The sequence below is a fragment of the Devosia sp. P1_H9 genome, from assembly GCF_056405135.1.
This window is the reverse complement of sequence record NZ_JBFUCQ010000001.1, coordinates 478,027-500,828: the sequence shown is the minus strand read 5'-3', so window position 1 is coordinate 500,828 and position 22,802 is coordinate 478,027. Positions and strand designations below refer to the sequence as shown.

The 22,802-nt window shown below is 63.9% G+C and carries 23 protein-coding genes; 11 read left to right on the top strand and 12 right to left on the bottom strand.

Features of this window, described 5'->3' with window-relative positions; translation table 11 throughout:
• The first annotated feature begins 36 nt into the window (after window positions 1-36).
• Window positions 37-873: an aldo/keto reductase gene (locus AC1DYL_RS02570; RefSeq protein ID WP_477171947.1), complete on the top strand. Its 837-nt coding sequence runs from the start codon at window positions 37-39 to the stop codon at window positions 871-873.
• A 31-nt stretch (window positions 874-904) separates the two neighbouring features.
• Here AC1DYL_RS02570 and AC1DYL_RS02565 read toward each other — a convergent pair whose 3' ends face one another.
• The 7 genes from AC1DYL_RS02565 to AC1DYL_RS02535 all read right to left on the bottom strand — a co-directional run bounded on the left by AC1DYL_RS02565 (window position 905) and on the right by AC1DYL_RS02535 (window position 5,196).
• A complete protein-coding gene (locus AC1DYL_RS02565) occupies window positions 905-1,381 on the bottom strand; it encodes a group II truncated hemoglobin (RefSeq protein WP_477171946.1) in 477 nt (158 codons plus the stop codon).
• Window positions 1,382-1,460: 79 nt separating this feature from the next.
• A complete protein-coding gene (locus tag AC1DYL_RS02560) occupies window positions 1,461-2,099 on the bottom strand; it encodes a hypothetical protein (RefSeq protein WP_477148598.1) in 639 nt (212 codons plus the stop codon).
• A gap of 259 nt (window positions 2,100-2,358) precedes the next feature.
• The gene (gene minE, locus AC1DYL_RS02555; RefSeq protein ID WP_477148599.1) at window positions 2,359-2,619 is read right to left on the bottom strand and encodes a cell division topological specificity factor MinE; all 261 of its coding nucleotides are present in this window, start codon (window positions 2,617-2,619) and stop codon (window positions 2,359-2,361) included.
• Entirely contained in the window at window positions 2,616-3,431 is an 816-nt protein-coding gene (gene minD / locus AC1DYL_RS02550) for a septum site-determining protein MinD (RefSeq protein WP_477148600.1), read from the bottom strand. Before minD ends, minE begins: the two co-directional genes overlap by 4 nt.
• A gap of 20 nt (window positions 3,432-3,451) precedes the next feature.
• Window positions 3,452-4,183 carry a septum site-determining protein MinC gene (gene minC, locus AC1DYL_RS02545; protein ID WP_477171945.1) on the bottom strand — a complete coding sequence of 244 codons (732 nt, stop codon included), beginning with the start codon at window positions 4,181-4,183 and terminating at the stop codon, window positions 3,452-3,454.
• A gap of 205 nt (window positions 4,184-4,388) precedes the next feature.
• Window positions 4,389-4,940 (bottom strand): alpha/beta hydrolase, encoded by a 552-nt coding sequence (locus AC1DYL_RS02540; protein ID WP_477171944.1) that lies wholly within the window; start codon window positions 4,938-4,940, stop codon window positions 4,389-4,391.
• A 16-nt stretch (window positions 4,941-4,956) separates the two neighbouring features.
• A complete protein-coding gene (locus tag AC1DYL_RS02535) occupies window positions 4,957-5,196 on the bottom strand; it encodes a hypothetical protein (RefSeq protein WP_477148603.1) in 240 nt (79 codons plus the stop codon).
• Window positions 5,197-5,322: 126 nt separating this feature from the next.
• Between AC1DYL_RS02535 and pdxR the strand changes: the two genes are divergently transcribed.
• Window positions 5,323-6,717: a MocR-like pyridoxine biosynthesis transcription factor PdxR gene (gene pdxR, locus AC1DYL_RS02530; RefSeq protein WP_477171943.1), complete on the top strand. Its 1,395-nt coding sequence runs from the start codon at window positions 5,323-5,325 to the stop codon at window positions 6,715-6,717.
• A gap of 306 nt (window positions 6,718-7,023) precedes the next feature.
• Here pdxR and AC1DYL_RS02525 read toward each other — a convergent pair whose 3' ends face one another.
• From AC1DYL_RS02525 to AC1DYL_RS02515, 3 genes are read right to left on the bottom strand one after another with little or no spacing between them, the layout of a single operon-like run.
• Window positions 7,024-9,072: an endonuclease/exonuclease/phosphatase family protein gene (locus tag AC1DYL_RS02525; RefSeq protein ID WP_477171942.1), complete on the bottom strand. Its 2,049-nt coding sequence runs from the start codon at window positions 9,070-9,072 to the stop codon at window positions 7,024-7,026.
• Window positions 9,073-9,101: 29 nt separating this feature from the next.
• Window positions 9,102-9,620, bottom strand: coding sequence for a hypothetical protein (locus AC1DYL_RS02520; protein WP_477171941.1), 519 nt, complete (start codon window positions 9,618-9,620; stop codon window positions 9,102-9,104).
• Window positions 9,613-11,289, bottom strand: a complete 1,677-nt coding sequence (locus AC1DYL_RS02515; RefSeq protein ID WP_477171940.1) for a zinc dependent phospholipase C family protein — start codon at window positions 11,287-11,289, stop codon at window positions 9,613-9,615. Before AC1DYL_RS02515 ends, AC1DYL_RS02520 begins: the two co-directional genes overlap by 8 nt.
• Before the next feature lie 435 nt (window positions 11,290-11,724).
• Here AC1DYL_RS02515 and AC1DYL_RS02510 point away from each other — a divergent pair, with 435 nt between their 5' ends.
• The gene (locus tag AC1DYL_RS02510) at window positions 11,725-12,885 is read left to right on the top strand and encodes a helix-turn-helix transcriptional regulator (RefSeq protein ID WP_477171939.1); all 1,161 of its coding nucleotides are present in this window, start codon (window positions 11,725-11,727) and stop codon (window positions 12,883-12,885) included.
• 427 nt (window positions 12,886-13,312) lie between these two features.
• Here AC1DYL_RS02510 and AC1DYL_RS02505 read toward each other — a convergent pair whose 3' ends face one another.
• Entirely contained in the window at window positions 13,313-14,341 is a 1,029-nt protein-coding gene (locus AC1DYL_RS02505; RefSeq protein ID WP_477171938.1) for a LacI family DNA-binding transcriptional regulator, read from the bottom strand.
• A gap of 195 nt (window positions 14,342-14,536) precedes the next feature.
• Here AC1DYL_RS02505 and AC1DYL_RS02500 point away from each other — a divergent pair, with 195 nt between their 5' ends.
• From AC1DYL_RS02500 to AC1DYL_RS02465, 8 genes are all read left to right on the top strand, one after another.
• Window positions 14,537-15,454, top strand: a complete 918-nt coding sequence (locus AC1DYL_RS02500) for a substrate-binding domain-containing protein (RefSeq protein ID WP_477148500.1) — start codon at window positions 14,537-14,539, stop codon at window positions 15,452-15,454.
• 120 nt (window positions 15,455-15,574) lie between these two features.
• Window positions 15,575-16,582, top strand: coding sequence for an ABC transporter permease (locus tag AC1DYL_RS02495; protein ID WP_477171937.1), 1,008 nt, complete (start codon window positions 15,575-15,577; stop codon window positions 16,580-16,582).
• On the top strand, window positions 16,582-17,400 hold the full coding sequence (locus tag AC1DYL_RS02490) for an ATP-binding cassette domain-containing protein (RefSeq protein ID WP_477171936.1): 819 nt from the start codon (window positions 16,582-16,584) through the stop codon (window positions 17,398-17,400). Before AC1DYL_RS02495 ends, AC1DYL_RS02490 begins: the two co-directional genes overlap by 1 nt.
• Before the next feature lie 32 nt (window positions 17,401-17,432).
• Complete coding sequence (locus AC1DYL_RS02485; RefSeq protein ID WP_477171935.1) at window positions 17,433-18,338, top strand: sugar phosphate isomerase/epimerase family protein; 906 nt, start codon at window positions 17,433-17,435, stop codon at window positions 18,336-18,338.
• Window positions 18,339-18,432: 94 nt separating this feature from the next.
• A complete protein-coding gene (locus AC1DYL_RS02480; RefSeq protein WP_477172028.1) occupies window positions 18,433-19,605 on the top strand; it encodes a Gfo/Idh/MocA family protein in 1,173 nt (390 codons plus the stop codon).
• Window positions 19,606-19,661: 56 nt separating this feature from the next.
• Window positions 19,662-20,603, top strand: a complete 942-nt coding sequence (locus tag AC1DYL_RS02475; RefSeq protein WP_477171934.1) for a sugar phosphate isomerase/epimerase family protein — start codon at window positions 19,662-19,664, stop codon at window positions 20,601-20,603.
• Between the two features lie 27 nt (window positions 20,604-20,630).
• Window positions 20,631-21,575, top strand: a complete 945-nt coding sequence (locus AC1DYL_RS02470) for a TIM barrel protein (protein WP_477171933.1) — start codon at window positions 20,631-20,633, stop codon at window positions 21,573-21,575.
• Between the two features lie 2 nt (window positions 21,576-21,577).
• Window positions 21,578-21,784 carry a LacI family DNA-binding transcriptional regulator gene (locus tag AC1DYL_RS02465; RefSeq protein WP_477148169.1) on the top strand — a complete coding sequence of 69 codons (207 nt, stop codon included), beginning with the start codon at window positions 21,578-21,580 and terminating at the stop codon, window positions 21,782-21,784.
• Window positions 21,785-21,981: 197 nt separating this feature from the next.
• Here the strand turns inward: AC1DYL_RS02465 and hutG are convergent, their stop codons facing one another.
• Entirely contained in the window at window positions 21,982-22,800 is an 819-nt protein-coding gene (gene hutG / locus AC1DYL_RS02460) for an N-formylglutamate deformylase (RefSeq protein ID WP_477171932.1), read from the bottom strand.
• Window positions 22,801-22,802: the final 2 nt, after the last annotated feature.

The following is a 22,802-nucleotide window of genomic DNA, read 5'->3' as shown; positions in this document are numbered from 1 at the left end:
GCCATCTCGCCCTGAGCCCAAACCCAGGAACACCACATGCCTCTTCCGCAGCACACCCTGAACGACGGCACGACCCTCCCAGCCGTCGGCCTTGGCACCTACGCGCTGCGCGGCGTCGCCGGCGCCGAAGCGATGGCCGATGCCCTGCGCCAGGGCTACCGCCTCCTCGACTCTGCCGTGAACTACGAAAACGAAGGCGCCGTCGGCAAAGCCGTCCGCATGTCCGGCATCCCGCGCGAGGAAATCCGCGTCACCTCAAAACTCCCCGGCCGCCATCACAAGAAGCCGAACGTCACCTGGGCCATCGAGGAGTCGGTGCTCCGCTCTGGCCTCGACTATCTCGACCTCTACCTGATCCACTGGCCCAACCCGAGCCAGCAGCTGTTCGTCGAAGCCTGGGAGGGCATGATCGAAGCCCGCGAGCGCGGTCTCGTCCGCTCCATCGGCGTCTCGAACTTCCTCCCCGAGCATCTCGACCAGCTGATCGCCAAGACCGGCGTTACCCCCAGCGTCAACCAGGTGGAACTGCACCCCTATTTCAACCAGCCCGAGCAGCGCGCCGCCGACAAGCAGCGCGGCATCCTCACCCAGGCCTGGACCCCGATCGGCAAGGGCACGGGCCTCCTCGCCGAACCGCAGGTGGTCGCGGCCGCCAAGAAGCACAACCGCACCCCAGCGCAGGTCGTCCTCCGCTGGCACCTGCAGCTTGGCGTCCTGCCCATCCCGAAGTCCGCCACTCCGTCGCGTCGCCGCGAGAACCTCGCCGTCACCGACTTCCAGCTCGACGACGCCGATATGGCGGCGATCAATCAGCTCTCCCGCCCGGACGGCCGCCTGTTCGACGGCGATCCCCGCACGCACGAAGAGTTCTGAACCGGCCACGCTGCAGCTCCGGCCGGCGGCTTCACCCGCGATACGGCCCACCCGGCGGGCCCCAGCCCCATACGGGCATCGGCGGATCACCCGTCGGCGCCGCCACACCCGGTTGCGAGTTGATCACTGCGATCCGGGTGCCCCACTCGAGATAGCCGACGAACGCCGCCCGGAACTCCGGGTCGCTGGGCAGCCCCACCTCATCCGCTGTCTCCAGCATCAACTCGATCCAGCGCTTCCGCTGTTGCTCGGTCAGCGCCCGGCCGAGATGGCGAGCGATCATCCCGGTATGCGAGCCGCCGTGGTCGGTGTAGGGCGTGCCGCCGCCGAACACCTCGGCGATGAAACTCGCGACATGCGCGGCGTGTCGGGGGTCCATGTTGGCAAACACCGGGCCGATCACCGGATCGGCTGGCACCTTCTGATAAAACCGCGCGGTCAGCGCCGCGATCCGCTCCTCGCCGCCCACCCATTCACTGAGCGTCGGCACTGCTGCTGGTGGCGCCATGAGGTCCTCCCGATCCGCTGCACCCGGCGATACTCCACATCTCGCCTTGGGCTCGCAACCTGACCATAGAGGCAGTCCGCTACTGGTGGCTCTTCAGCCGCTCTGCCGACTTTCGGGCCCGGGCCGCCGTCAGTGCCTCCTTGAAGCGCCCTTCGTCCGGCAGATGCTCGTAGCTGATGTGAAAGAGCGCGGTATTGGGGCCGGTGATGGGGAACATCTCGTTGGACTCGGTCTGGCTCACCACCAGCATGGCGTCCATCAGCTTGCGATCGTAACCGAGGCTGGCGAGGTACCAGGCCGCAGCCGCCACGCCCTCGTCGGGGATGGCGATGGTCACCATGGACGTCCGGTAGAACGGCATGTGCAGCGACACCACGCCATTGGCGTAGAGGGCCTCGCCGCCCAGCCAGAGGAAGGCGCAGGCCGAGTAGCACATGGTGCCTGAGGCATAGGTCGCAAGGTGCTGCTGGCGTGCCCAGCTGCCGATTTCGATGGCCGTCATGAAGTCGCCGCCGGGGCTGTGGAGGTAAAGCCCCACCACCGCGCCCTTGGCGTCGGCAACGGCGTTGCGGATCTTGCCGAAGTCGCTGGCCTCGATGGTCCCATCGATGATGATCGTCTTGAGATCCGGGTTGTAGAAGATGCTGGCGGCCGCCGCGGGCGAAGCGAGCAGCGCCGCCGTCATCGCATAAGCCGCCGGCAGCATGGTGCTGCGCATCGCCACGTCCCCGTCGGCTAATAGCCGGTTCGCGTCTAAAGTGCTCGTCTGCAGTATTTCAGCGAATATTGGGTCGCACAGGCATTCAGGTGGCGCGATCGACAGTAAGTCATGGGACGTTCGTTCGCAATTGTTCACGGCAACCCGGTATGCCCGGGCGAGGCCTGCGCCCGCCAACGTGACCAATCGCCTGGGTTGGCGCGAAGCGCCAACGCCTCGCGTTCCGGCAGCACCAGAACTGTCAGTTCGCGGCCGGCGCCTAATGCGCCGGCGCGCCTGCGTTTGGGATGTGAATGTCGATCGCCAGGGTGGACGTCGTCTCGCCGCGATCCATGCTCACGCGGACATCATCCTGATCGACCTGCACATGCTTGGTGATCACCGCCATGATCTCCTCGCGCAGCATGGCCACGAGATCGGGCTGGTTGCGGTTGTTCCGCTCATAGGCCAGCAGCACCTGCAGCCGGTCGCGGGCGACGGGTGCGCTACCGCGTCTTTTGAAAAGGTCGAGCAGGTTCACGCCGCCCTCCTGCCGAACAGCCGATCGAAAAGCCCTCTCCTGTCGACGGGCAGCACCATCGGCACATCCTCGCCCCTCAGCCGCCGTGCTGCCTCGATATAGGCGCGCGCGGCAATGTTGGTGGGCTCGTTGAGCGTCACCGGTGAGCCGACATTGGAGGAGCGCAGGACGCCTTCGCTCTCGGGGATGATCCCCAGCAGCGGCGTCGAGAGAATGTCGAGCACGTCGTCGATGTTGAGCATCTCGCCGCGCGCCGCACGCGCCGCGTCGTAGCGCGTCACGAGGATGTATTTGGAAATGCTCTCGCCCTGCTCGGCCTTCAGGGTACGGGAGTCGAGCAGCCCGATGATGCGGTCGGAGTCGCGAACCGAGCTGACCTCGGGATTGGTCACGATCACCGCCTCGTCGGCAAATCGCATCGCCAGCTGCGCGCCCCGCTCAATTCCCGCCGGACTGTCGCAGATCACGTAGTCGAACTTCTCCCTGAGATCGCCGATGACCCGCGCCACACCTTCCTCGGTGAGGGCGTCCTTGTCCCGTGTCTGCGACGCCGGCAACAGGAACAGGCTGTCGAGACGCTTGTCGCGGATCAGCGCCTGCGAGAGCTTCGCCACGCCCTGCGTGACGTTGATGAGATCGAACACCACGCGCCGCTCGGCACCCAGCACCAGATCGAGGTTGCGCAGGCCGACATCGAAGTCGATGACGACCACCCTCTGCCCCATCTGGGCAAGCGCAGCGCCGAGAGCGGCAGTCGAGGTTGTCTTGCCCACGCCCCCTTTGCCAGATGTGACGACCACTACCTTGGCCATGTTCCTGTCTCCAATCTTCACTAGTCGAGGGCTGCGATCCAAATCGTGCCGTTGTCGAGAAAGGCCTGTATCGGCCGGCCGCGCGAGGACGGCTCCATGTCGTCGGCGGTGCGATACCAGCCATCGACGGCTAGCAGCTCCGCCTCGTTCTTTTGGCAAAAGATGCGCGCCTCGGCGTTGCCGGCGGCGCCAGCGAAGGCGCGGCCGCGCAGCGTGCCATAGATGTGAATGGATCCCCCGGCGATGATCTCGGAACCCGAGCCCACCGAGCCGAGGACCGTAACGTCCCCATGGGGGTGAAACACCGACTGGCCAGAGCGGACCGGCGATTTGATGATCAGCGACTTCGGCTCGGCCGCATCGTCCTTCTTGGCCGGCGCAGCATTCTTTTCCGTGGCGCCGCCGGCCCTTCCGACGGGTTCGTCGAGCAGCGTCGTCTTCGCCCCCTTGAGCAGGGGCGGCAGGTCGGCGCCGAGAACCTCGATTCCGTCCGCCTCAATCGCGTAGACCCGAATTCCGCGGTCGGCGAGCAGCGAGACAAGCGTGCCGATCTCGCGCGCATTCGGCTTCAGCGAATTGAGGTCGAGCACCACCGGGCGACCCGCAAAGAACCCGGGCGAGTTCTCGGTCCAGCGATCCAGCCCAGCCAGCCACTCGCCCAACGGTGCCTCGGGCGTCAGCGCGAAGGCGACAAACGAGCGCGCCCGGAAACGGATGGACTTCTTCTGGATAGAAGGTGCGGCGCTGTTCACGGAGGGGATCCTTACTGAGTGGTTAAGGCTAGCCCTGCATGGTTAATGAGGCGTAAACCCCGCTCGATTGGCCACGGGTTTCGCACCGGCATCGCGGCGGGTGCTACACCGGCCAAAGTCCGCTACTGGCCAAAAGCGCGCCCGCTCCTTGATCGGTGCCCCTGGGGCGTGGCGCCACGTCAGCCGAGGCGTCGATCGTCGTGGGTCAGTGCGATTGAAGGTCACGGACGTCCCGCACGACGTCACCCAGGTCGTTGTTGAGCTGGTGATCCCGATCCGCGAGGAGACGGGGCGTGGCGTGCGGGATAGCCGCCGCGTAGAGCTTCATGTGCTCGACCGGGACTTCAGCATCTGCGGCGCCGTGGTAGAGGAATACGGGAAGGTCGACGGTAAGCTCGGCCAGCTTCCCAGGGTCGATTTCATCGTCAGGCCAGCCGCCGGCACCGAAGAAGGGGGGCGCGATGAGCAGGACCGCACTCCACTTCCGCTTCGACCGGTGCTCGGCCAGGGCGTGGATCAGAAACGCACCACCGACCGAATGGCCGACGAGGATCGCATCCTCGTGCAGCGCGTCGAATTGCTTGTAGAGCTCGGCTTTCCACGCCGGGTAGCTCGGATCGCCTTCGTTCGGCATCCGCGGATAGCGGACGGCATAGTCCGGGCCGAGTCCGGCTTCGAGGCTCGCGACAAGCTTGTTGTCCCAGGCGTCGTGCGTTCCGTCGCCGCCGCCTTGAATGAAGAGGATTTGCTTGGGCATGGTCAGTTTCTCCAACTCAGTACGGGAACCAGGTCTGGCGCGTGGCGGCCTTGCGCCCGATCTGCTCGATCAGCTGCTCGCGGGTGACACCGACATCGCGCAGCAGGTGCTCGGGCGCAAAGAGCAGGTTCTGCAATGCGTCCCTTTTGGCTCGCGCTGCCCGGCGGGCGGCGAGCAACTGGACGATCGTATGGTAACCGCGGACCAGGGGTGACTGGACGGAACGGTCAGCGGGGGCGAAATCGGCGATGGCCATTTGCTTCTCCAACGGTTCGACTGATCGGATCGGCCCTGTTCTGCACGGGGCTCGACGCCCTAGCGGGCAAGGAGGAAGCTATGGCAAACTGGGTAGGTACTTAATGACCAGTTGAGGCGGGAACACTTGTCCAGTCGAGATGCCGAGCTGCTGATCAGCGTGGATCGCCAAGGGGCAGGATCCCTGCAGGCCCAGGTCGAAAGGCAACTGCGCGACGCCATCCGCGGTGGCACGTTGCGACCGGGGAGCGAGGTGCCGTCGACCCGCGACCTTGCCCGCGATCTGGGCATTTCGCGACCGCTGGTAATGGAAGCCTACGCCCAGCTTGCCGCCGAAGGCTACCTGGCGCTGCGCCAGGGCGCGGTGCCACGCGTGGCGGATACGGCGCCGGGCCAGCAAGTCCAGGACAATCTCCCGCCCGAGAGCATTTCGACCCTCTCCTTCCGCTATGACTTTCGACCCGGCAGCCCGGACCTGTCGACCTTCCCCTCCGCACGCTGGCTGAAGGCGGTCGAGGCTGCGCTCAAGGCGATGGCGCCCGCTGACTTCGGCTACGGACAGCGCTACGGAGTCCTGCCCCTGCGCCAGGCGTTGGCGGACTATCTCGGACGCGTGCGTGGCGTCAGCGCCGATCCGCGCCAGATCCTGATCACCAGCGGCTTCGAGCAGGCGCGGACCTCCATGGCGCGGGCGTTGAAGCGTCGTGGAGTCACGCGGCTCGCGCTTGAGGATCCGGGCTACTACGACCGCGACGTATGGCTCGCTGCCGGCTTGAAGCTCATCCCCATCCCCGTGGACAAGGATGGCATCGACGTTGCGGCGCTGGCGAGGAGCGGGGCGCAGGCGGTGCTGCTGACACCCGCTCACCAATCGCCAACCGGCGTGGTGATGAGCGGCGGACGTCGCCTCGCGCTCGCAAGCTGGCTTCGCGACAACAACGCGGTCGCGCTCGAGGACGACTACGATGCCGAGTTCCGCTACGATCGCGCCCCGATCGGTGCGCTGCAAGGCCTTGCGCCGGGCCACGTCGTCTATGCCGGTACCGCGAGCAAAACGCTTGCCCCGGCACTGCGGCTGGGCTGGATGGTGGTCCCCGCCGATCTGCTGCTGACGCTCGAGGACGAATTGCGGCTGATGGATTGCGGCCGCGGCCGCATCGAGCAGTTCTCCCTGGCTCACTTCATCACGACCGGCGACTATGATCGGCACCTGCGCAAGATGCGCGCGGTCTACCGCGACCGTCGCGAGGCGCTCCTCGCTGTCGTCAGGTCGGAACTGCCCGAGGCCGAGGTCGACGGCATTTCAGCCGGCTTGCACGCGACCGTGCGCTTCCCCCGGCGGCTCGAGGAGGCGACGATCCTCGAGAACGCCGACAAGCGCGGCATTGGCCTGAGCTTCATGCGCCGGCACTATCTCGGCGCCGCGCCTGCCGAGAGCACCCTGCTGCTCAGTTACGCGAGCATGCCAGAGTCGGCCCTTCGCACCGCCGTTCGCACCCTTGCCCCGATGATCAACAGCTAGCCCCGAGGCGCGGCGCAGCGATTGCGCTGTAGCCCGAAAGAGTCTGTGCGCAGGGGCTAACGTCCGTTTATGGCGCAAGGCGGACATTTGAGTGCCGCTCGTAGGTACTGTCATACTGGTTGAACCTGCGCCCAGCCCTCGTGACCCCGCTATCCCTTTGCGCCCTCTGCCGCGATCGATTATCTAAAGCTGCAGGGCAAAAGGCGACGATGAAGTGGCGAGCCGGCTGGTACGGGACGCCAACGGCCGGCGCCCGAGCTAGCCACCTCTGGCGTGGCAAGACGCGCGTTCCGTTTCTTTTTCGACTTACGGAAACCGCGTGATCGTGCAGGTGAAGCTGTACCGGCCGTCAAACAACGCGTCCGGGACCGGCATGGAGATCGTACGGATCGCGACGCCCACCTCACTTGGAGGAAGCGGGGCAATGAACTCGAACTCATATCCATGCGCGTTGAAGTCGGGCTCGATGTAGGTCAGGAAAATCCCTTCAACGAAGCCCACTCTCATTACCCCCGGCAGCCTCCAGCCGATCTCCTTCCGGATCGCTTCGGCCAGACCCGGCCAGTGTTCGCCGGTGTCGGCGTCGGGCCATCTCCCTGCGTAGACCGGAAGTCCCGTGTCGACATTAACCTGAAGCTCCGGTGTATCCGCGCCGGGTACGTCGAAACCACTTTCGTCGTTGATGTAGAAAAAGATCGGCTCGTTAAGGTCGATGAACGACAGCGGGCAGTTCCATTTCACCCAGAAACCCGTGAGGTCCTGGCTGTCCCGCTCGATGGTGAGGTAGACGGTCTCGCCACCCTTGAACGGCGCTTCGAGGAGGAGGTACTCGTCGGAACCAGACACCGCGGCACTGGTCGGCTGCAGATCGTCATTGACGATGCTGACCGTTATGGTTCCCCCGCTGGGATTGTAGATGAGGAAGGTCTCGTTCCTGGTGATCCCCTGCAGCGTGCGGGGCATATGGGCTCGGAACCAGCACTGATCCTCGTCTCCGAGGATCTGATTGGGCGGAAAGCTCGATTCGACATCCTGGTGAAGCAGAAGCTCGATTGCCGTCACATCGCTTTCGCCGCGGTGCTCGATCATGCCGATCTCGCCACTTCCCTTTCGACCGTCCACCGTCTTTGTAAGCACCAGGAATGGCTCCCTGCACGCGAAGGTGTCGCCCTTCATCTCGAAGCGGTGCTCGACAAAGGCGTTCTTCAGGTCGGTGGGTAACAGCCGCCGGTCCAGGACCTCGACGCGCTGGACGGGGTGGCTCATGTCCGAGAGCTGATAGACCTCAAACGTCACGTTGGCGCTGGAAAAAAGCGAGTAGGTGCCGGGCGTGTCGACGAACAACCATTGGTACGTGCCGTCAAAATCGAAGCTCAGGTCTCGTGTCCGCAGCGAGGTCGGAAGTCCATCCTGGCCGCCGGATTTCGGTTGCACGGCAAGGAAGTCGATGGCTTCGGACGGCACGCAGTGGGGCGTGTACTCGTTCACCACCGCCTCGAGCGCAAAGTGGTCGGACGAGTTTCGCAAGCGAACCCGCATCTGCTGGGGAACGAGTACGGTTTCCGCGGCGTCTCGACGGCAGAAGAACATGTAGTCGAGCCTTTGGCGGAGCTCGGGGTCCTTGTAGTCGACGTTCGTGATCCCTTGGTCGAGACGGTCCCCCTGTGGCGACTGAATGTAGGTCCGCCAACCGTCGATATAGGGCCCACAAAGGGTCGTCCCGCCCTGCTCGAAAAGGATCCCCCGTTCGCCGGCCGTTGCTCGATTGTCACCCCGGACGTTCAAATCGCCCATAACGATGACCCTGCCGCGATCGCCAGGATCACCTGCGAGCACCGTTTCGAGTGCTGATTGGATCTCGTCGAGCTGACTTGCGCGAACTTCGCTGTGCTGGTCCTCGTAGTCATAGGACGCCTGCAGGTGAGTGAAGGCGATGGTCGTTCTCGCGAGCGGTTCATCGATCTGGACGATGCCCACTGCCTTGTTGGCCATTGCATCGTCGCCGGCGCTATCCTGATAGTAGCGTTCGTATAAGAAGTCTCCGGTTGGCAGAGCCCTGAACGGGAACCGACTGAACAGCATCACCCCTGCGTCTTCGCGCGGACCGGGGCCCGGCAGCTTCTCGATGAAGTGAGGCCAACGCCCGACGAGCCAGCTCTTCAGTGTGTTTCGGCCGTCCTCACTGAACACCTCGTTGAACGCGATAACATCCGGCTGTTCGTCGGGCGGCATCCCGCGGATCGCTTCAGCGGCCCGCTCAGCCCGTTCGACCGCCTCGTCGCTCTGGGCGGCGGCAATCACCGCCGCCAAAGGGAGCAGCTGGACGTTGAACGTCATGATGCGAAGTGCGGTCATACCAACCCCCAGTTTGCCGAGAACGGCGGTCAGGCCACCTTGTGGTGGAACTCGGTAACCTTGGACTGCCGTGCGAAGTCCCATTGATCACGCGGCGGGCACTCTTCCCACAGAGTGGACACGCAGGCGCGGAGGTAGATGTTCTTGAGCCTCGGCGGCAGGGGCCCGAGCGGAATCTGGATGAACGATGCTCCGCCCGCCGGCACGAACGTTGTCGTTGCCAGACGGTCGACCACGCCGCTCTCGACCTCGTCCGCATGTGTGACGGTAAAGCCCTCATGAGGCAGGTGGCTGGCCCTGGTGCAAAAGACGAGCTCGTAGTCGACACAGACCATGTCGCTCACCATCTGCCCGCAATTGAACAGCTCGAGCGTAATGGCGTCCTCGGCGAACGCGGCACACACCGGCTTGCGGTCGATGAATTCGGGCTTTCTTCTCCGCCCACTAGCGTTGCCGCCATCGCCATCGAACAGGCGGAAGAAGACGTAGGCTTCGAACGACCCGGTTTCGGGGTTGCCGAGATCGATCTCGATCGCTTGCTCAGACATTTCCAGACCCCTTTCTCACGAAGTAGCGCTCATTGGGCGGCAGTTCCTCCCATCCGAGATACCCGAACCCCCGGTCACCATCGAGGTCGAAGTCTGCCATCGGCACGGAGTGATCCAGCAGCCCAATAGCGAGGTCGATGGCGTTTCCGAAAACGGAGGGTCCCACCGCGGCCTCGAAGCCTCTAGTTTCTTCGGGAGACTTGGAATTTATGAACTCGAGCAGCCTTGGCAGGTCCATCCTGTTTGCAGGGTCGATCATCCAGAACGGGGTCAGCCCCTGGTTGTGTGGAGTCATTGGGATGGTGGCCCGGCCTTCCAGCGGTGCTGGGATCAGTCCGTTGGGTGAGACGAGCCAGTAGAACGGCAGTTTCGGGTTCGGGACCGTCTGCTTGGGATAGCTCTCTGCCGCACCGTCGGAGACCGTGACGAACTTCTCGAGGAACGTGAAATTCTCGAAATCGTCGACGCTGCAGTAGCCCCACCCCATGAGGCACAGGGTCGAGCGAAGCGAAGAAACGATCATGTAGAGAGCGAGGTTGATCACATAGATCAGCCAGCGCGGGGCGGTGGCCGCAAGCTCCACGACGAAGGCGATCGGCGCGGTCACCAGCATGGCAATCAGGGCGACGCCCTTGGAGAACCAGCCGAGCAGCGCCTTCAGGAAAACTTCGATACTTGTGCCAGGCGACGGGAATGGCCCGGGCATGTTGCGCTTCAGCCGATCCTGCAGCTCCTTGATGATCTCCGACGGGCTATCGGGCGGCACCGGCGGCCGCCGCACGCCAGGGTTGGTGGCAAGGCGAAGGTACTCGCGCATGAGGCGATACGCGCCCGCCCACTCGTCAGGCGTCGGATAGCCCTGCTCGAGGTGGGTCGGCACCATCGGCGCCTGATAGACCTCCCGCATGGAAGAGACGACGAGGTTGGCGATCTGCCCCAGGTCGCTGTCAGGGACGTCGATCAGCGCGTCGAACTGAGCGCCGATGATGTCGCCGCGCTGCATATGCCGCCAGAGCCAGGTATCGGCGAGCGTCTCCACCACGAGGTGACGATAGGCGTGGTTCCGATACGGCCCTCCGACCAGCGTGTTGATGAACGGATGGCCGCACACGTCGCCGGCGAAATGGGTCATGTAGCCGCGAGCGTAGGCCGTGAGGAGCTCGGAGCCTTCGGCGCCTCTCAGCAGGGAGGAAGCGAACTGGCCTGTCCGCCGGTAGTGCAGCAGGTCCATCCACCACCACTTCCTGTAGTCCCCGGTGGGCTCAGGCTTTCGCCAGGCGCCGTCCGAGGTGTATGGGTGCCCGAACGTCCGCAGCGGATAACCGACATTGTCGACGATCCCGATGGACCAGTACTTCGCCGCATGAAGCGGGTTGTCGATGAAGTCTCCCGGGAGATCCTGCAGCTGGGTGAAGACCGGGTTCTTGAGGTTCATCACCTGCGTGACGCCGGCGGTACCCAGCTTCAGCGACAGGAACAGTGCCTCAAGGGCCGTGTTCATCGTATAGCGCAGTGCCGAGTAGAGGCCGCCCGTCACCCAGTCGGCCAGATTCTCGATCGGCCCGGTCAGCTCCTCGACGACGTCGTCGACCCTGTCCTTCACGTCGTGGACGACCTTGAGGACCTTGAGGGCTGTATCTATGCCGTCGCGGAACTCCTTCGATTTCACGGCTGGGTCGAACAAGAATAGCGTTGTGTCTGGCCCGACAGCGCCAAGCCGGAAAGCATTGTCAAACCGGGGACCGAACGGAAACTGGTCCGGACGCTTTTTCTTGGCTTCTTCCGCAATAATAAAGTGCGTTCCAAATTTTGGCACGTCGCCCTCCAAATGCGCAATGAGTCAGAGCATCGGAGCAGATCAGGATTGGAACTGCAGTTCCTCCACCATTTGGTGGAGTGCCATGCTTTAAGTCATGGCGCGGCCAGTTCATGGCGCAAAAGCGCCGGGCTGTCACCTGTTTGCGCCACCGAGTAGATCGGGTACTAAATCTCTGCCCCCCTCGTTTGGTGAACAGAAATGTATGTCTGCGACACTGCACGGGGGACGCCTGAATATCTCGCATGAATATACTGCATGTGGGTACGCGTGACTGGAGAGGGGTCGATGGAGCAATCAATCTCTGCATCTGTTCTTTCCGATCTGGTCGCCTCCATTTATGATTGTGCGATCGAGCCTGACTTATGGCCGCAAACCCTAGGTGCGCTGTGCCGGACGATGACCTTCCGCAGTGCCGCCCTGAATTTGCGCAACCTTCCTACTGGCGGAGCCCTCCTCAACGTCACCAGCGGCATCGAGAGTCCGTGGCTGGAAATGATGGCGAATTACAGCGCCGACATCGTTGAGCAATGGGGCGGAGCGGCCAAGATGCTTAGCTTCGCATTAGACAAGCCAGCGGTACTGTCCGAGAAGAATAGCGAGGGCCTGACAGACAGGAACCGCTTCTATGCGGAATGGACCAAGCCCCGCGGTATTATCGACGTAATGGCTGTCATGCTAGCGCGCGATGGCATTACGCTTGGCAGTATCGCCTTTGGCCGGCATCGCGATGCCGGTCCTATCACCGAAGCGGAGACGTCACTCGCCGGTTTGCTGATCCCGCACCTGCAGAGATCCGTCGCTATCTCCCGGCTGTTCGACTTGGTCTCAGTCAAGGCGGCGACGTTCGAAAGCGTAGTCGACGCGCTTTCGGTGGGCGTGATCATGACCGACACCAGTCTCAGGCTGATCCACGCCAACGCCGCCGCGCAGAAGATGCTGGCAAGCGGGGTGCCCGTGCTGGCTGCTCATGGTAGCTTCGCGATATCGTCTCCCGGAGCGACGGCTGCACTGGCGACGGCAGTGGCCAAGGCGGCAGGGGACGAGACCACACTGGGACGGAACGGTTTTGGTGTGCCGCTGCGCCTCACGGATGGCCAGACCCATGTCTTCCACGTGCTTCCACTTCGCTCAGGTCAGATTCGACCAGGGGTAAGGTCCATGGCAGATGCTGCCGTGTTCATTGCCCCGTCGCGCAAGTCCCAACTGTGGCCCGAGACTGAAGTCGCTGCCCTCTTCGATCTGACCCCCGCCGAGGCGCGGGTGTTTCAGAAGGTTGCCTCGGGAGCTTCCCCGACGGAAATCGCCATCGAATTCGGCGCGGGGGTCAGCACCGTCAGAACGCACTTGATACAGATCTTTGCCAAGACCGGCTGTCATCGCCAAGCCGAGCTTGTGGCCTTGGCCGCATCGTTGAAGTTGCCAATAGTGACGGCACTCGACCGCTGAGCCCCACTGCGATTCCGGCTTTTGCCCCTATTCAAGCTCGAATCGAGGCACTGGTCGGCATGCAGTCGCTCGCAGAAGTTTGACCTAGACCAAGGCCTGGTTGCTAGATCAGAGAGACTCAGTTCGAACGCCAAGTACAAGAACACGCTATTTCAGCGGCAGGCGATTTGAGACTCGATTAGTTCGGGTCGACTGGAGCTGCCCGCCAGCCGGGATGACCGTCAAAGCGCCAACGGTGGAGTGCGACCTGCCGCCGTGTGGGGAATCGACGATGTCCGCTTCTGGCGCAAAGCGGACCTCTGCAGATGTCCGCTCTTGGCCCAAGGCGGACGCTGGCGTTTAAGCACCCGCTGACTGGATCTCCCCACCCGGAATGGGGTCCGTCTCAGATTCCCCAAGTTCCAAGCAGCGCTCGAAGGTCGCGCGGCTACACATTCTCTGACGTGAAAATATCAAAGGGCAGGATGCTCGTCTGGTTGCGAGAGTCCTCCAGGTTTGATGTCGCGCGCACCATGTTCGAGACGATCTCGGTCGCGAGGCGCTCCAGTGGATGGGCCAGCACCACGGTCACCGAATGATCGAGTAGCGCCGTGCGCGTCACGTCCATCAGGTCGTGGGCGATGATGACGATCTCGCCCGCCTTGTCGGCGTTGCGTAGCGCCGACAGCACTCCGGTGATGCCGCCGCCGGCCACGTAGATGGCGGCGAGGTCGGGGTGCTCGTACAGGAGCTTCTCGGTGATCTCCTGCGACACGCTGCTCGTCTCGAAGGTCGAGAGCGCCTCGAGAACAATGAAGTGGGGGGCGTGCTCGCGGAAGTATGAGCGGAAGCCGCTTTCGTTCATTTCCTGGCTGCGGAATCGGTGACTGCCGACGAGGATCGCGACCTTGCCCGGCTCCTTGCAGGCATGTGCGACCGCCCAGGCCGCTGTCCGGCCCACCTTCCAATTGTCGAGCCCGACATAGCGATGTTGACCGGTGGGCGAACTCTGGGAGATCAGCGCGAAGACCGGCACCCCCCGCTGCTCCAGTTCGCCGATGGCGCCGGCGACCAGGGCGTGCACCGGCGCCACGACCCCGATCGCGTCGCAGGTCTGCCCCAGAGCGAGCAGTTTGGACGCCGTGGTTTGTGGCGCCAGGTCTTCGGCAAACTCGATCTCGAGTTCGATGTCGTGGCCCTCGAGGCCTCGCGCGGCCGCCTCCAGCGCAGCCGCCACGTTCCTGTAGAAGAGGCGGGTTGGCTGCAGCAACAGGAAGCCGAAGCGGTGCTTGGCCCGACGCGCGGCGACGCTCGATTGAATGGTCCCCAGCCCATAGAAGCCGATCCGCTCTGCCGCGTCGCGGACCTGCCTCATGGTGGCGTCGCGGACGTTTTCGGCGCCGGCCAGCACCCGGTTCACCGTGGAGATGGACACCCCTGCTGCTTCAGCGAGGTCACGAATTGTCGGGCGCGCCACGTCGATCTCGTGTCATTTCGTATCATTGAATGAGACCGTATGACATGGATGGAATGAAATCAATGAGCCAGTTCAGCTTTCGTTGACTCTCATCCTGAGCTGTTGAGTATCGCCGCCATAAGGGGCGAATGCTCCAGGGAGGGAAATGTGAAACAAGCGAAGCATCTTCTTACGGCACTAGTAGCGGCGTCTCTGATGGCCTCGAGCGCCATGGCGGCGAACATCGCGGTGGTCGGCGGGTCGAACGACGACGCGTTCTGGAACATCATCAAGAAGGGCCTCGACGACGCGACGCCCGGGATCGTCGCCAATGGCGGCTCGGTCAACTACCTGCGCCTCGTCAACTACGACAATTTCGCGCCTGACGTGGTGCAGCTGATCCGCACCGCGATCTCCATGGACGTCGATGGGCTGGTGATCCCTGACTGGGTGACGGAAGCCGAGGACCCGGCGATCAAGGACGCGGTCGCGGCCGGCATCAAGGTGATCCTGATGAACGCTGGCGGGGCGGACAAGGCCCGTGAACTGGGCGCCATCAACTATGTGGGCTCGGACGAATACGTGGCTGGCACGGCGGGCGGCGAGTACTTCGCCGCACACGGCCAGAAGAACGTGCTCTGCATCAACACGCTGCCGGGCACTGCCAATATCGAAGCGCGCTGCAAGGGCGTGATCGACGGCATCACCGCCAAGGGCGGCAAGGGTGCGCAACTGCCGCTGCCTTCGACCTCCTTCGGCGATGCCACCGCGGTTGCGGAAGCCATCAAGGCAACGCTGCTGCAGGACGAAACCATCGACGGCGTGATCACGATTTCGGCGGGCGATGCAGACTCGGCGGCCATCGGCATCAGCCAGGCCGACAAGACCGCCACCACCATGCTGGGCACTTTCGACCTGAACCAGGCCGGCCTCGACCGCGTCAAGGGCGGCACGCAGCTGTTCGCCATCGACCAGCAGCCGTACCTGCAGGGCTTCCTCGCGACAACCTTGCTGGCCTCCGCCATCGACTTCGGCACCGACCTGCCCACTTTCCCGGTTCTGACCGGCCCGGGCATCGTCGATGCATCGAACATCGATGCGACGCTGGCGGGCGTATCGAAGGGCGCGCGCTGATCGAGTCCTGACGACTTCAGGCCCGCCGTTCCGTGCGGCGGGCCATCTCGTCGAAGAGCGATGGGCGCGTTCGGCCATCCACCTCACGACACCTCTGTTCTTGAATTCGGGGAGAGTCCCATGAACCGTAGCCTCTCGCTTGGCGGGCTATTGCGCCGCCCCGAGGCGGGCGCCTTGCTTGGCCTCGTGGCCGTGCTGGTGTTTTTCTCGATCTTCGGCGGGACCTCGTTCCTGAAGATCGCCGGCATGTCGAGCTGGCTCAACGTTGCGGCCACCCTGGGCGTCATCGCCATTCCGGTCGGCCTGCTGATGATCGCGGGCGAACTCGATATCTCGGTCGGCGCCATGGTCCCGGCCGGGGCGATGACCGTGTCCATCATCTCCGGACATTTCGGCCTGCCGATCTGGGTTGGCATCGCCGCCACGCTGGGCCTTGGCGTGCTCGTGGGCCTGATCAACGGTCTGATGGTGGTGCGGACGGCGGTGCCCTCGCTCATCGTCACGCTCGGCAGCCTGTTTGCCGTTCAGGGCATGGTGCTGGGCCTGTCGGTCTTCATCACCAAGTCCACCAGTGTCGCGCTCAAGACCGAGGGCCTGGCGAAAATGCTGTTCGGCGACTTCGTCTTCGGCCAGCTTCAGGTGATGGTCATCTGGTGGCTGCTGGCGACGGCTGCCTATGTGTACTTCATCCACTTCTCAAAATTCGGGAACTGGGTCTTCGCCATGGGCGGCGACAAGGTCTCTGCCCGCAACGCCGGCATCCCGACCGAGCGGCTGACCATCACGCTGTTCGTGCTGTCGTCCACCAGCGCCGCCTTCGTCGGCATGTGCCAGGCGATCCTCTACAATTCCGCGCAGGTCGCCGGCGGCCAGTCCTTCATCTTCAATTCGATCATTTCGGTGGTCGTTGGCGGCGTGCTGCTGACCGGCGGGTTCGGCTCGGTGATCGGCATCTTCTTCGGCACTATCACCTTCGCCATCGTGACCCAGGGCATCTACTACACCGACTTCGACCGCAACTGGTCCAGCCTGATCATCGGCGTGCTGCTGCTACTTGCCGTGCTGATGAACAACACCTTCCGCCGGGCGGCCCTCTCCTATGCGCCCAAAACCAAGGGGGCCAAGTGATGGCAAAGCCGATCCTGAAGCTCAAGAACATCAGCAAGCATTTCGGTCCGATCGACGTGCTGCATGACATCTCGCTCGCAGTGAACGCGGGCGAGGTGCTGTGCCTGCTCGGCGACAACGGCGCCGGGAAATCGACCGTCATCAAGACCCTCGCGGGCGTCTTCAAGCCGAGCTCGGGAACCATCGAGATGGATGGCGAGGCGGTCGAATTCACCGGGCCCCGCGATGCAGCCAACCGCGGCATCGCGACAGTGCACCAGTTCGGCGGCACGTTTCCGCTGATGAGCATCGGCCGATCGTTCTTTGTCGGGGTGGAACCGACGCGGAAGTTCGGGCCGTTGAACATCTACGACCGACGAACCGCCAACGAGATTGCGGTCAAGGCCGTGCAAGGCTTCGGCATCACCCGCATAGACGATGGTGATCGCCTCGTGGGTGGCCTGTCGGGTGGCGAGCGCCAGGCGCTGGCGATTGCCCGCGCCGTGCACTTCGGTGCCCGAGTGCTCATCCTCGATGAACCGACCGCTGCGCTGGGTGTCAAGGAGGCGGCGCACGTCCTGCGCATCGTTCTCGAGGCCCGCAAGCGCGGTCTGGCGGTGATCTTCATCACCCACCAGGTCATGCACGCCATGACCGTCGGAGATCACTTCGCGGTGCTCATTCGCGGCGCCAAGGCAGCCGATTTCAGGAAGGGCGAGATGACCCGTGAGCAAATCACCGACCTGATGGCCGGCGGCGAGGCCATGGCCGCGCTGGAAGCCGAAATCGAAAGCCACAGGAATTCCGACGCCGGCGCGCCTTCTGGCGCCACGCCGTAGCAGTTCGCTCCCTTCGCACCAGGAAGACACCGATGAAGATCGCACTTGACCCGTTCATGCACCGCCACCTGTCGCTCGAGGACCTCCCGGCGAAGGTGAAGGAACTTGGCTACGACTGGATCGAGCTGTCGCCACGTGGCGACTTCCTCGAGTGGTTCAAGGCGCCGCGCGTCTTTCCCGAGCGGGTGAAGTCCTTCAAGCACGCGCTCAAGGAGCAGGGGGTGGGGATCGCCTCGCTGCTGCCGATGTACCGCTGGGCCTCCAACGACGAGGATGAGCGGCAGGCCGCCGTCCGTCACTGGAAGCGCGCCATCGAGATCGCCGTCGAGATGGAAGTCGACGTCATGAATTCCGAGTTCGGGCGCGGGCCGCACCCGGACAAGGGCACCTGCTACTGCTGCCACACCGGTTCGATGATCGAAGCGTGCGAGGACGCCTGGTGGCGCTCGATGGAGGAACTGGTTCCGATCCTCGAAAAGGAGGGGATCACCCTCCACATCGAGCCGCATCCGGAGGACTGGGTGGAAACGATCCAGCCTGCCGTCGACATCATCCGCACGGTGAACAGCAAGAACGTGAAGTTCCTCTACTGCGCGCCGCACACCTTCTATTTCGGCGACGACACCAAGACGATGCTCCGCCAATGCGCCGATGTGCTGGCGCATGTGCATGTGGGCGACACGTTCAACCACAAGGCCAGTTCGGGGCTGCGCTACATCATCAACCCGCCGGGCTCGACCGCCCGCGTGCACCAGCATCTCAACATCGGCCAGGGTGAAGTGCCCTGGGATGACTTCTTCGGCACGCTGGCCGAAATCGGCTTCGACGGGATCATGACGGCTTGCGTCTTCGCCTGGGAAGAGCGTGCCGACGAGTCGGGCCGGTTCATGCGCAAGGAAATGCAGCGCTACATCGACCAGTACTGGCCCGCGAAATGACTGCGATCCTGTCGCCGCTCTAGCGCCCGCGGCACTGGCTCCTGCTGTCCGCGGGCCCGACTCCACGTTTCGAATAACTATGAAGGCAATCAAGATGTTGAATGGCGAAAGATCCATCACGGCCCCGCTTCGCTGGGGCATGGTCGGCGGCGGTCGGACCGGGCAGGTCGGCTACAAGCACCGCACCGGCGCGCTGCGCGACGGCACCTATCGGCTCGTCTGTGGCGCTTTCGATCTGGATGCCGAACGCGGCCGGGATTTCGGCGTCAATATCGGCGTCGATGCCGGGCGCTGCTACGCCGGCTACAAGGAACTGATTGCCGGGGAGGCCGGACGCGAGGACGGCGTCGAGGTGGTTTCCATCGCCACACCCAACTTCACGCACTACGAAATCACCAAGGCCTGCCTCGAAGCCGGCCTCCACGTCATCTGCGAAAAGCCGCTGTTCTTCAGCGTTGCCGAGTGCCGCGAGATCGAGAAGCTGGCCGATGAAAAGGGCCTGATCGTCGGCGTCACCTACGGCTTCACCGGCCACCCGCTGGTCCACCAGATGGCGGCCATGGTCAGGAAGGGCCTGCTGGGCGACATCCGCATCGTCGACCTGCAATATACCCACGGCTTCAACGCGGGCGACGATGTCGGCGCGGGCGAGGCGGTGAAGTGGCGCACCAATCCCAGAACCGCTGGTCCGACCTTCGTTCTGGGCGATATCGGCACGCACCTCTACTACCTGTCCGAGATCGTGCTGCCGCACATGAGGATCGAGAAGCTGCTCTGCGACCGCAAGGCCTTCATTGCGACACGTGCGCCGCTCGAAGACCACGCGACAGTGCTGACCCACTATGACAACGGGGCCCGCGGCCGGCTCTGGGTATCCTCGGTGAACGCCGGAAACATGGGGTCCCAGCGCTACCGCTTCGTCGGCTCGAAAGCCTCCCTCGAATGGTCCGATTCCCATCCCGACCAGCTGCTCTACGACGTGCAGGGCGAGCCGAACCGCATCCTGCATCACGGCATGCCGTATCTTGAGGAGGAAAGCCTCGCCGTCGACCGCATGGGTGCGCTCCACACCGAAGGGCTCGGTGACAGTTGGTCCAACATCTACCTGTGGATCGCCGAGGCGATCGACGCCAGCAACCGCGGTGACAAGGCTTTCCTCGCGACCCATCACTACCCCGGCATCAAAGCCGGCACCGAAGGCGTGCGCTGGCTCGAGAACTGCGTGCGCTCCGCCGACGCCGGCTCGGCCTGGGTCGACTTCCAGTAACCCTTCTCCCCCCCTGGGGCGCGCTCCGGCGCGCCCCTTCTTTGGACGGAACGACGATGAAACTCTCTATCTGCACCGACGTCATGGGCAACCTGCCGTTCACCCAGATGCTCGACAAGTGCGTGGCATTGGGCGTCGAGGGCGTCGAAATGACCGGTGGCGGCTGGTCGCCGGCGCCGCATTTTCGCGCTGACGAACTGCTGGCCGACGAGGCGCTGCTCAAGTCCAAGCTGAAAGAGATCGAGGCTCGCGGCCTCCATATCGCAGCGCTGAACTGTTCGGCAAATCCCCTCGATCCAGGCGAGATGGGCAAGCGCCATCGCAAGGAGATGGAGGATACCATCCGTCTCGCCGGCGCCATCGGCGTCAAGACGGTCGTCACCATGTCCGGGCTTCCGGAAGCGGCCCCGGGCGACATGGTGCCGAACTGGCTCGTCTACACCAAATCCTGGCCCAACGAGATGCCGGAGCGCGACCGCTACCAGTGGGAAGACCGTGCCTTCCCGCTGTGGCACGATCTCGTCAGGCTGGCCGACGAGGTTGGCGTTGAGACGTACGCGCTCGAGAACTTCTCCGCCATGCTGGTGTGGAACCCGGAGACCCTGTTCCGGTTGCGCAACGCAGTCGGTCCCAAGGTCGGCATGAACCTCGATCCCAGCCACCTGATGTGGATGGGTGCCGATCCGATCGCCTCCGCCCGGGCCCTCGGGAGCGCCATCCATCATTGCCATGGCAAGGACACCCGCATCGAGCGCGGGCGGGCGGATGTCGACGGGCTGCTCGAACTTCGTGAGGTGACGGACGTCGCCAACCGCACCTGGAACTACGTGGCGGTCGGCGCCGGGCACGACCTCCAGTGGTGGAAGGAGTTTTTCTCGGTGGTTCGCATGCAGGGCTACAACGGCTGGGTGAGCCTCGAGATGGAGGACTTCACCATGTCCGTCGAGGCCGGCATCCAGTCTTCGGTCGATGCGCTCAAGGCAACAATCAGCCGCTGAGATCCGGCGCCAGCGAGGGATAACGGCATGAGCGTTCCCATCACCATCACCTGCGCCCCGTGCTGCTGGGGCGTCGACGACGTCAAGAACCCGCATCTGCCGGCCTGGGAGCACGTGCTGGACGAAGCACGTGCCGCCGGCTTCGACGGGCTTGAGCTCGGCCCTTATGGCTACCTGCCGCTGGACGTGGACCGGGTCTCAGCTGCGCTGGAACAGCGCAAACTCCGCATCGTCGCTGGCACCATCTTCGACAACCTCGTCGATCCCCACAATCGCGAGAACCTGCTGCGCCAGACCGAGGAAATCTGCGCCCTCATCACCCGCCTGCCCAAGCCGGCCAACCATGTCCACCAGCGTTTCGAAGCGCCGTATCTCACCGTCATGGACTGGGGGCACGACACGCGGGACTATGCCGCTGGGCATTCCGACCGGGCGGTTCGCCTCGACGACGAGGCCTGGGCGGGCATGGTCGGAAACATCCGGGCCATCGCCGAACGCGCGCGAGACGGCTTCGGCGTCCGCGCCGTCATTCACCCTCACGCCGGTGGCCACATCGAGTTCGCCGACGAGATCGAGCGGATCGTCGAGGACATCCCGGCAGAGACCGCTGGCCTCTGCATCGACACCGGGCACACCGCCTATGCCGGCATGGATCCCGTCGAAACCCTTCGTCGCTATTGGGACCGCATCGACTACATCCATTTCAAGGACATCGACCCAGTCGTGTTCGACGAGGTCAAACACGAGCGCATCCGCTTCTTCGATGCCTGCGCCAAGGGCGTGATGTGTCCCATCGGCCGCGGCTCGATCGACTACGCCGCCGTCTACGACCTGCTCAAGTCGCGCGGCTATGCGGGCTACATCACCATCGAACAGGAGCGCGATCCGCGAAACACCGGCAGCATCCTCGATGACCTGGCAGCGAGCCGGAGCTTCCTCCGGGAAGTCGGATTTGCCAACCAGGAGGGCTAGAGATGTTTGAACCCGCTCTCGGCATTGAGCGTCTCGGCACCATCAAGGAAATCTCGACCCTCGCCGGTGTCGCCGAGAGCACGGTACACCGCGCTCTGAAGGGCCAGCACAACGTGAGCAAGCGAACGCGTGGGCGGGTGATCTCCGCGGTCTGGGAGATCAACGCCCGAAAGATCCGCCTGGTAGAGGGCGTGAATCGCGATCTCTAGCCGATCACGTTTGAGGCCGCCCGCGTCGCCGCCAAGGATCTGCGCAATTGCGCAACCCAGACCGCGGGCATATTTCGCGCAGCGAACGTCCGCTATTGGCCCAATTCGGACACTCGGGCCTCTGGCCCAGCTCGAGGGCATCTCCGATACGCAAGGCGCCGGTCCAGACGTAACCGCGTCGCCGCGTCCCGGCTCCCTCACGCAGTCCGGGTTTGGGCCCACTGCGCGAGGGCGGCAAGCGTCGGTTGCAGGATCGCTCGCATAGGAGCTGCCTTGGTCTCGCTATAGGGGGCGGGGAGGTCGTCTTCGGTTTCGTCCATGTAGCCGCGACAGGCCAGTTCCATCTGGATCGCGTGGACGCCGTGGGCGGGATCACCGTTGTCGCGGGTGATCCAGCCGCCCCGGAACCGGCCGTTGGTGACGCGCGAGAACCCGGGTACGTCGCAATAGTTCTCCACCAGCGTCGCAACGGCGGCATCCGCAGTGGGGCCGTTATTGGTGCCGATGTTGAAGTTCGGCAGCTCGCCCTCGAACAGCCGCGGGACGCGCGAGCGGATCGAGTGGCAGTCGTAGAGCACGATGTGAGGGTGTGCAGTTCTCAGCTTGACGATCTCGGCCTTGAGTGCGGCGTGATAGGGGGTGAAATACGTCTCACGGCGGCGGTCGACCTCCGTGGCGTCTGGTTCCTGCCCCTGCCGGTAGAGCGACCGGCCGTCAAAACTGGTGGTGGGACAAAGCCCGGTGGTGTTCTGGCCCGGGTAGAGCGAGGCACCCGAGGGATCGCGGTTGACGTCGATCACCGACCGCGAAATCGCGGTGCGGATGACCGTGGCGCCAAGTCCCAAGGCGAAGTCGTAGAGCTGGTCGATCCACCAGTCGGTGTCACTGAGGGCGAGCGCACGCGACACGAACGCCGGTTCCAGCTCCGCAGGGATGATGGTGCCGGTATGGGGCAGGCTCACGATGAGCGGCGCCGTGCCGCGGTGGACGGTGAGCCAGTCGGTGGGGGAGGTCATCG

What these genes read in the sequence shown, in the direction of transcription:
- AC1DYL_RS02570 (WP_477171947.1), top strand. Translation starts at nt 37, where the DNA reads ATGCCTCTTCCGCAGCACACCCTGAACGACGGCACGACCCTCCCAGCC.
- AC1DYL_RS02565 (WP_477171946.1), bottom strand. Translation starts at nt 1,381, where the DNA reads ATGGCGCCACCAGCAGCAGTGCCGACGCTCAGTGAATGGGTGGGCGGC.
- AC1DYL_RS02560 (WP_477148598.1), bottom strand. Translation starts at nt 2,099, where the DNA reads ATGCGCAGCACCATGCTGCCGGCGGCTTATGCGATGACGGCGGCGCTG.
- minD (WP_477148600.1), bottom strand. Translation starts at nt 3,431, where the DNA reads ATGGCCAAGGTAGTGGTCGTCACATCTGGCAAAGGGGGCGTGGGCAAG.
- AC1DYL_RS02540 (WP_477171944.1), bottom strand. Translation starts at nt 4,940, where the DNA reads ATGCCCAAGCAAATCCTCTTCATTCAAGGCGGCGGCGACGGAACGCAC.
- AC1DYL_RS02535 (WP_477148603.1), bottom strand. Translation starts at nt 5,196, where the DNA reads ATGGCCATCGCCGATTTCGCCCCCGCTGACCGTTCCGTCCAGTCACCC.
- AC1DYL_RS02525 (WP_477171942.1), bottom strand. Translation starts at nt 9,072, where the DNA reads ATGACCGCACTTCGCATCATGACGTTCAACGTCCAGCTGCTCCCTTTG.
- AC1DYL_RS02520 (WP_477171941.1), bottom strand. Translation starts at nt 9,620, where the DNA reads ATGTCTGAGCAAGCGATCGAGATCGATCTCGGCAACCCCGAAACCGGG.
- AC1DYL_RS02510 (WP_477171939.1), top strand. Translation starts at nt 11,725, where the DNA reads ATGGAGCAATCAATCTCTGCATCTGTTCTTTCCGATCTGGTCGCCTCC.
- AC1DYL_RS02500 (WP_477148500.1), top strand. Translation starts at nt 14,537, where the DNA reads ATGGCCTCGAGCGCCATGGCGGCGAACATCGCGGTGGTCGGCGGGTCG.
- AC1DYL_RS02495 (WP_477171937.1), top strand. Translation starts at nt 15,575, where the DNA reads ATGAACCGTAGCCTCTCGCTTGGCGGGCTATTGCGCCGCCCCGAGGCG.
- AC1DYL_RS02490 (WP_477171936.1), top strand. Translation starts at nt 16,582, where the DNA reads ATGGCAAAGCCGATCCTGAAGCTCAAGAACATCAGCAAGCATTTCGGT.
- AC1DYL_RS02485 (WP_477171935.1), top strand. Translation starts at nt 17,433, where the DNA reads ATGAAGATCGCACTTGACCCGTTCATGCACCGCCACCTGTCGCTCGAG.
- AC1DYL_RS02480 (WP_477172028.1), top strand. Translation starts at nt 18,433, where the DNA reads ATGTTGAATGGCGAAAGATCCATCACGGCCCCGCTTCGCTGGGGCATG.
- AC1DYL_RS02475 (WP_477171934.1), top strand. Translation starts at nt 19,662, where the DNA reads ATGAAACTCTCTATCTGCACCGACGTCATGGGCAACCTGCCGTTCACC.
- AC1DYL_RS02470 (WP_477171933.1), top strand. Translation starts at nt 20,631, where the DNA reads ATGAGCGTTCCCATCACCATCACCTGCGCCCCGTGCTGCTGGGGCGTC.
- AC1DYL_RS02465 (WP_477148169.1), top strand. Translation starts at nt 21,578, where the DNA reads ATGTTTGAACCCGCTCTCGGCATTGAGCGTCTCGGCACCATCAAGGAA.
- hutG (WP_477171932.1), bottom strand. Translation starts at nt 22,800, where the DNA reads ATGACCTCCCCCACCGACTGGCTCACCGTCCACCGCGGCACGGCGCCG.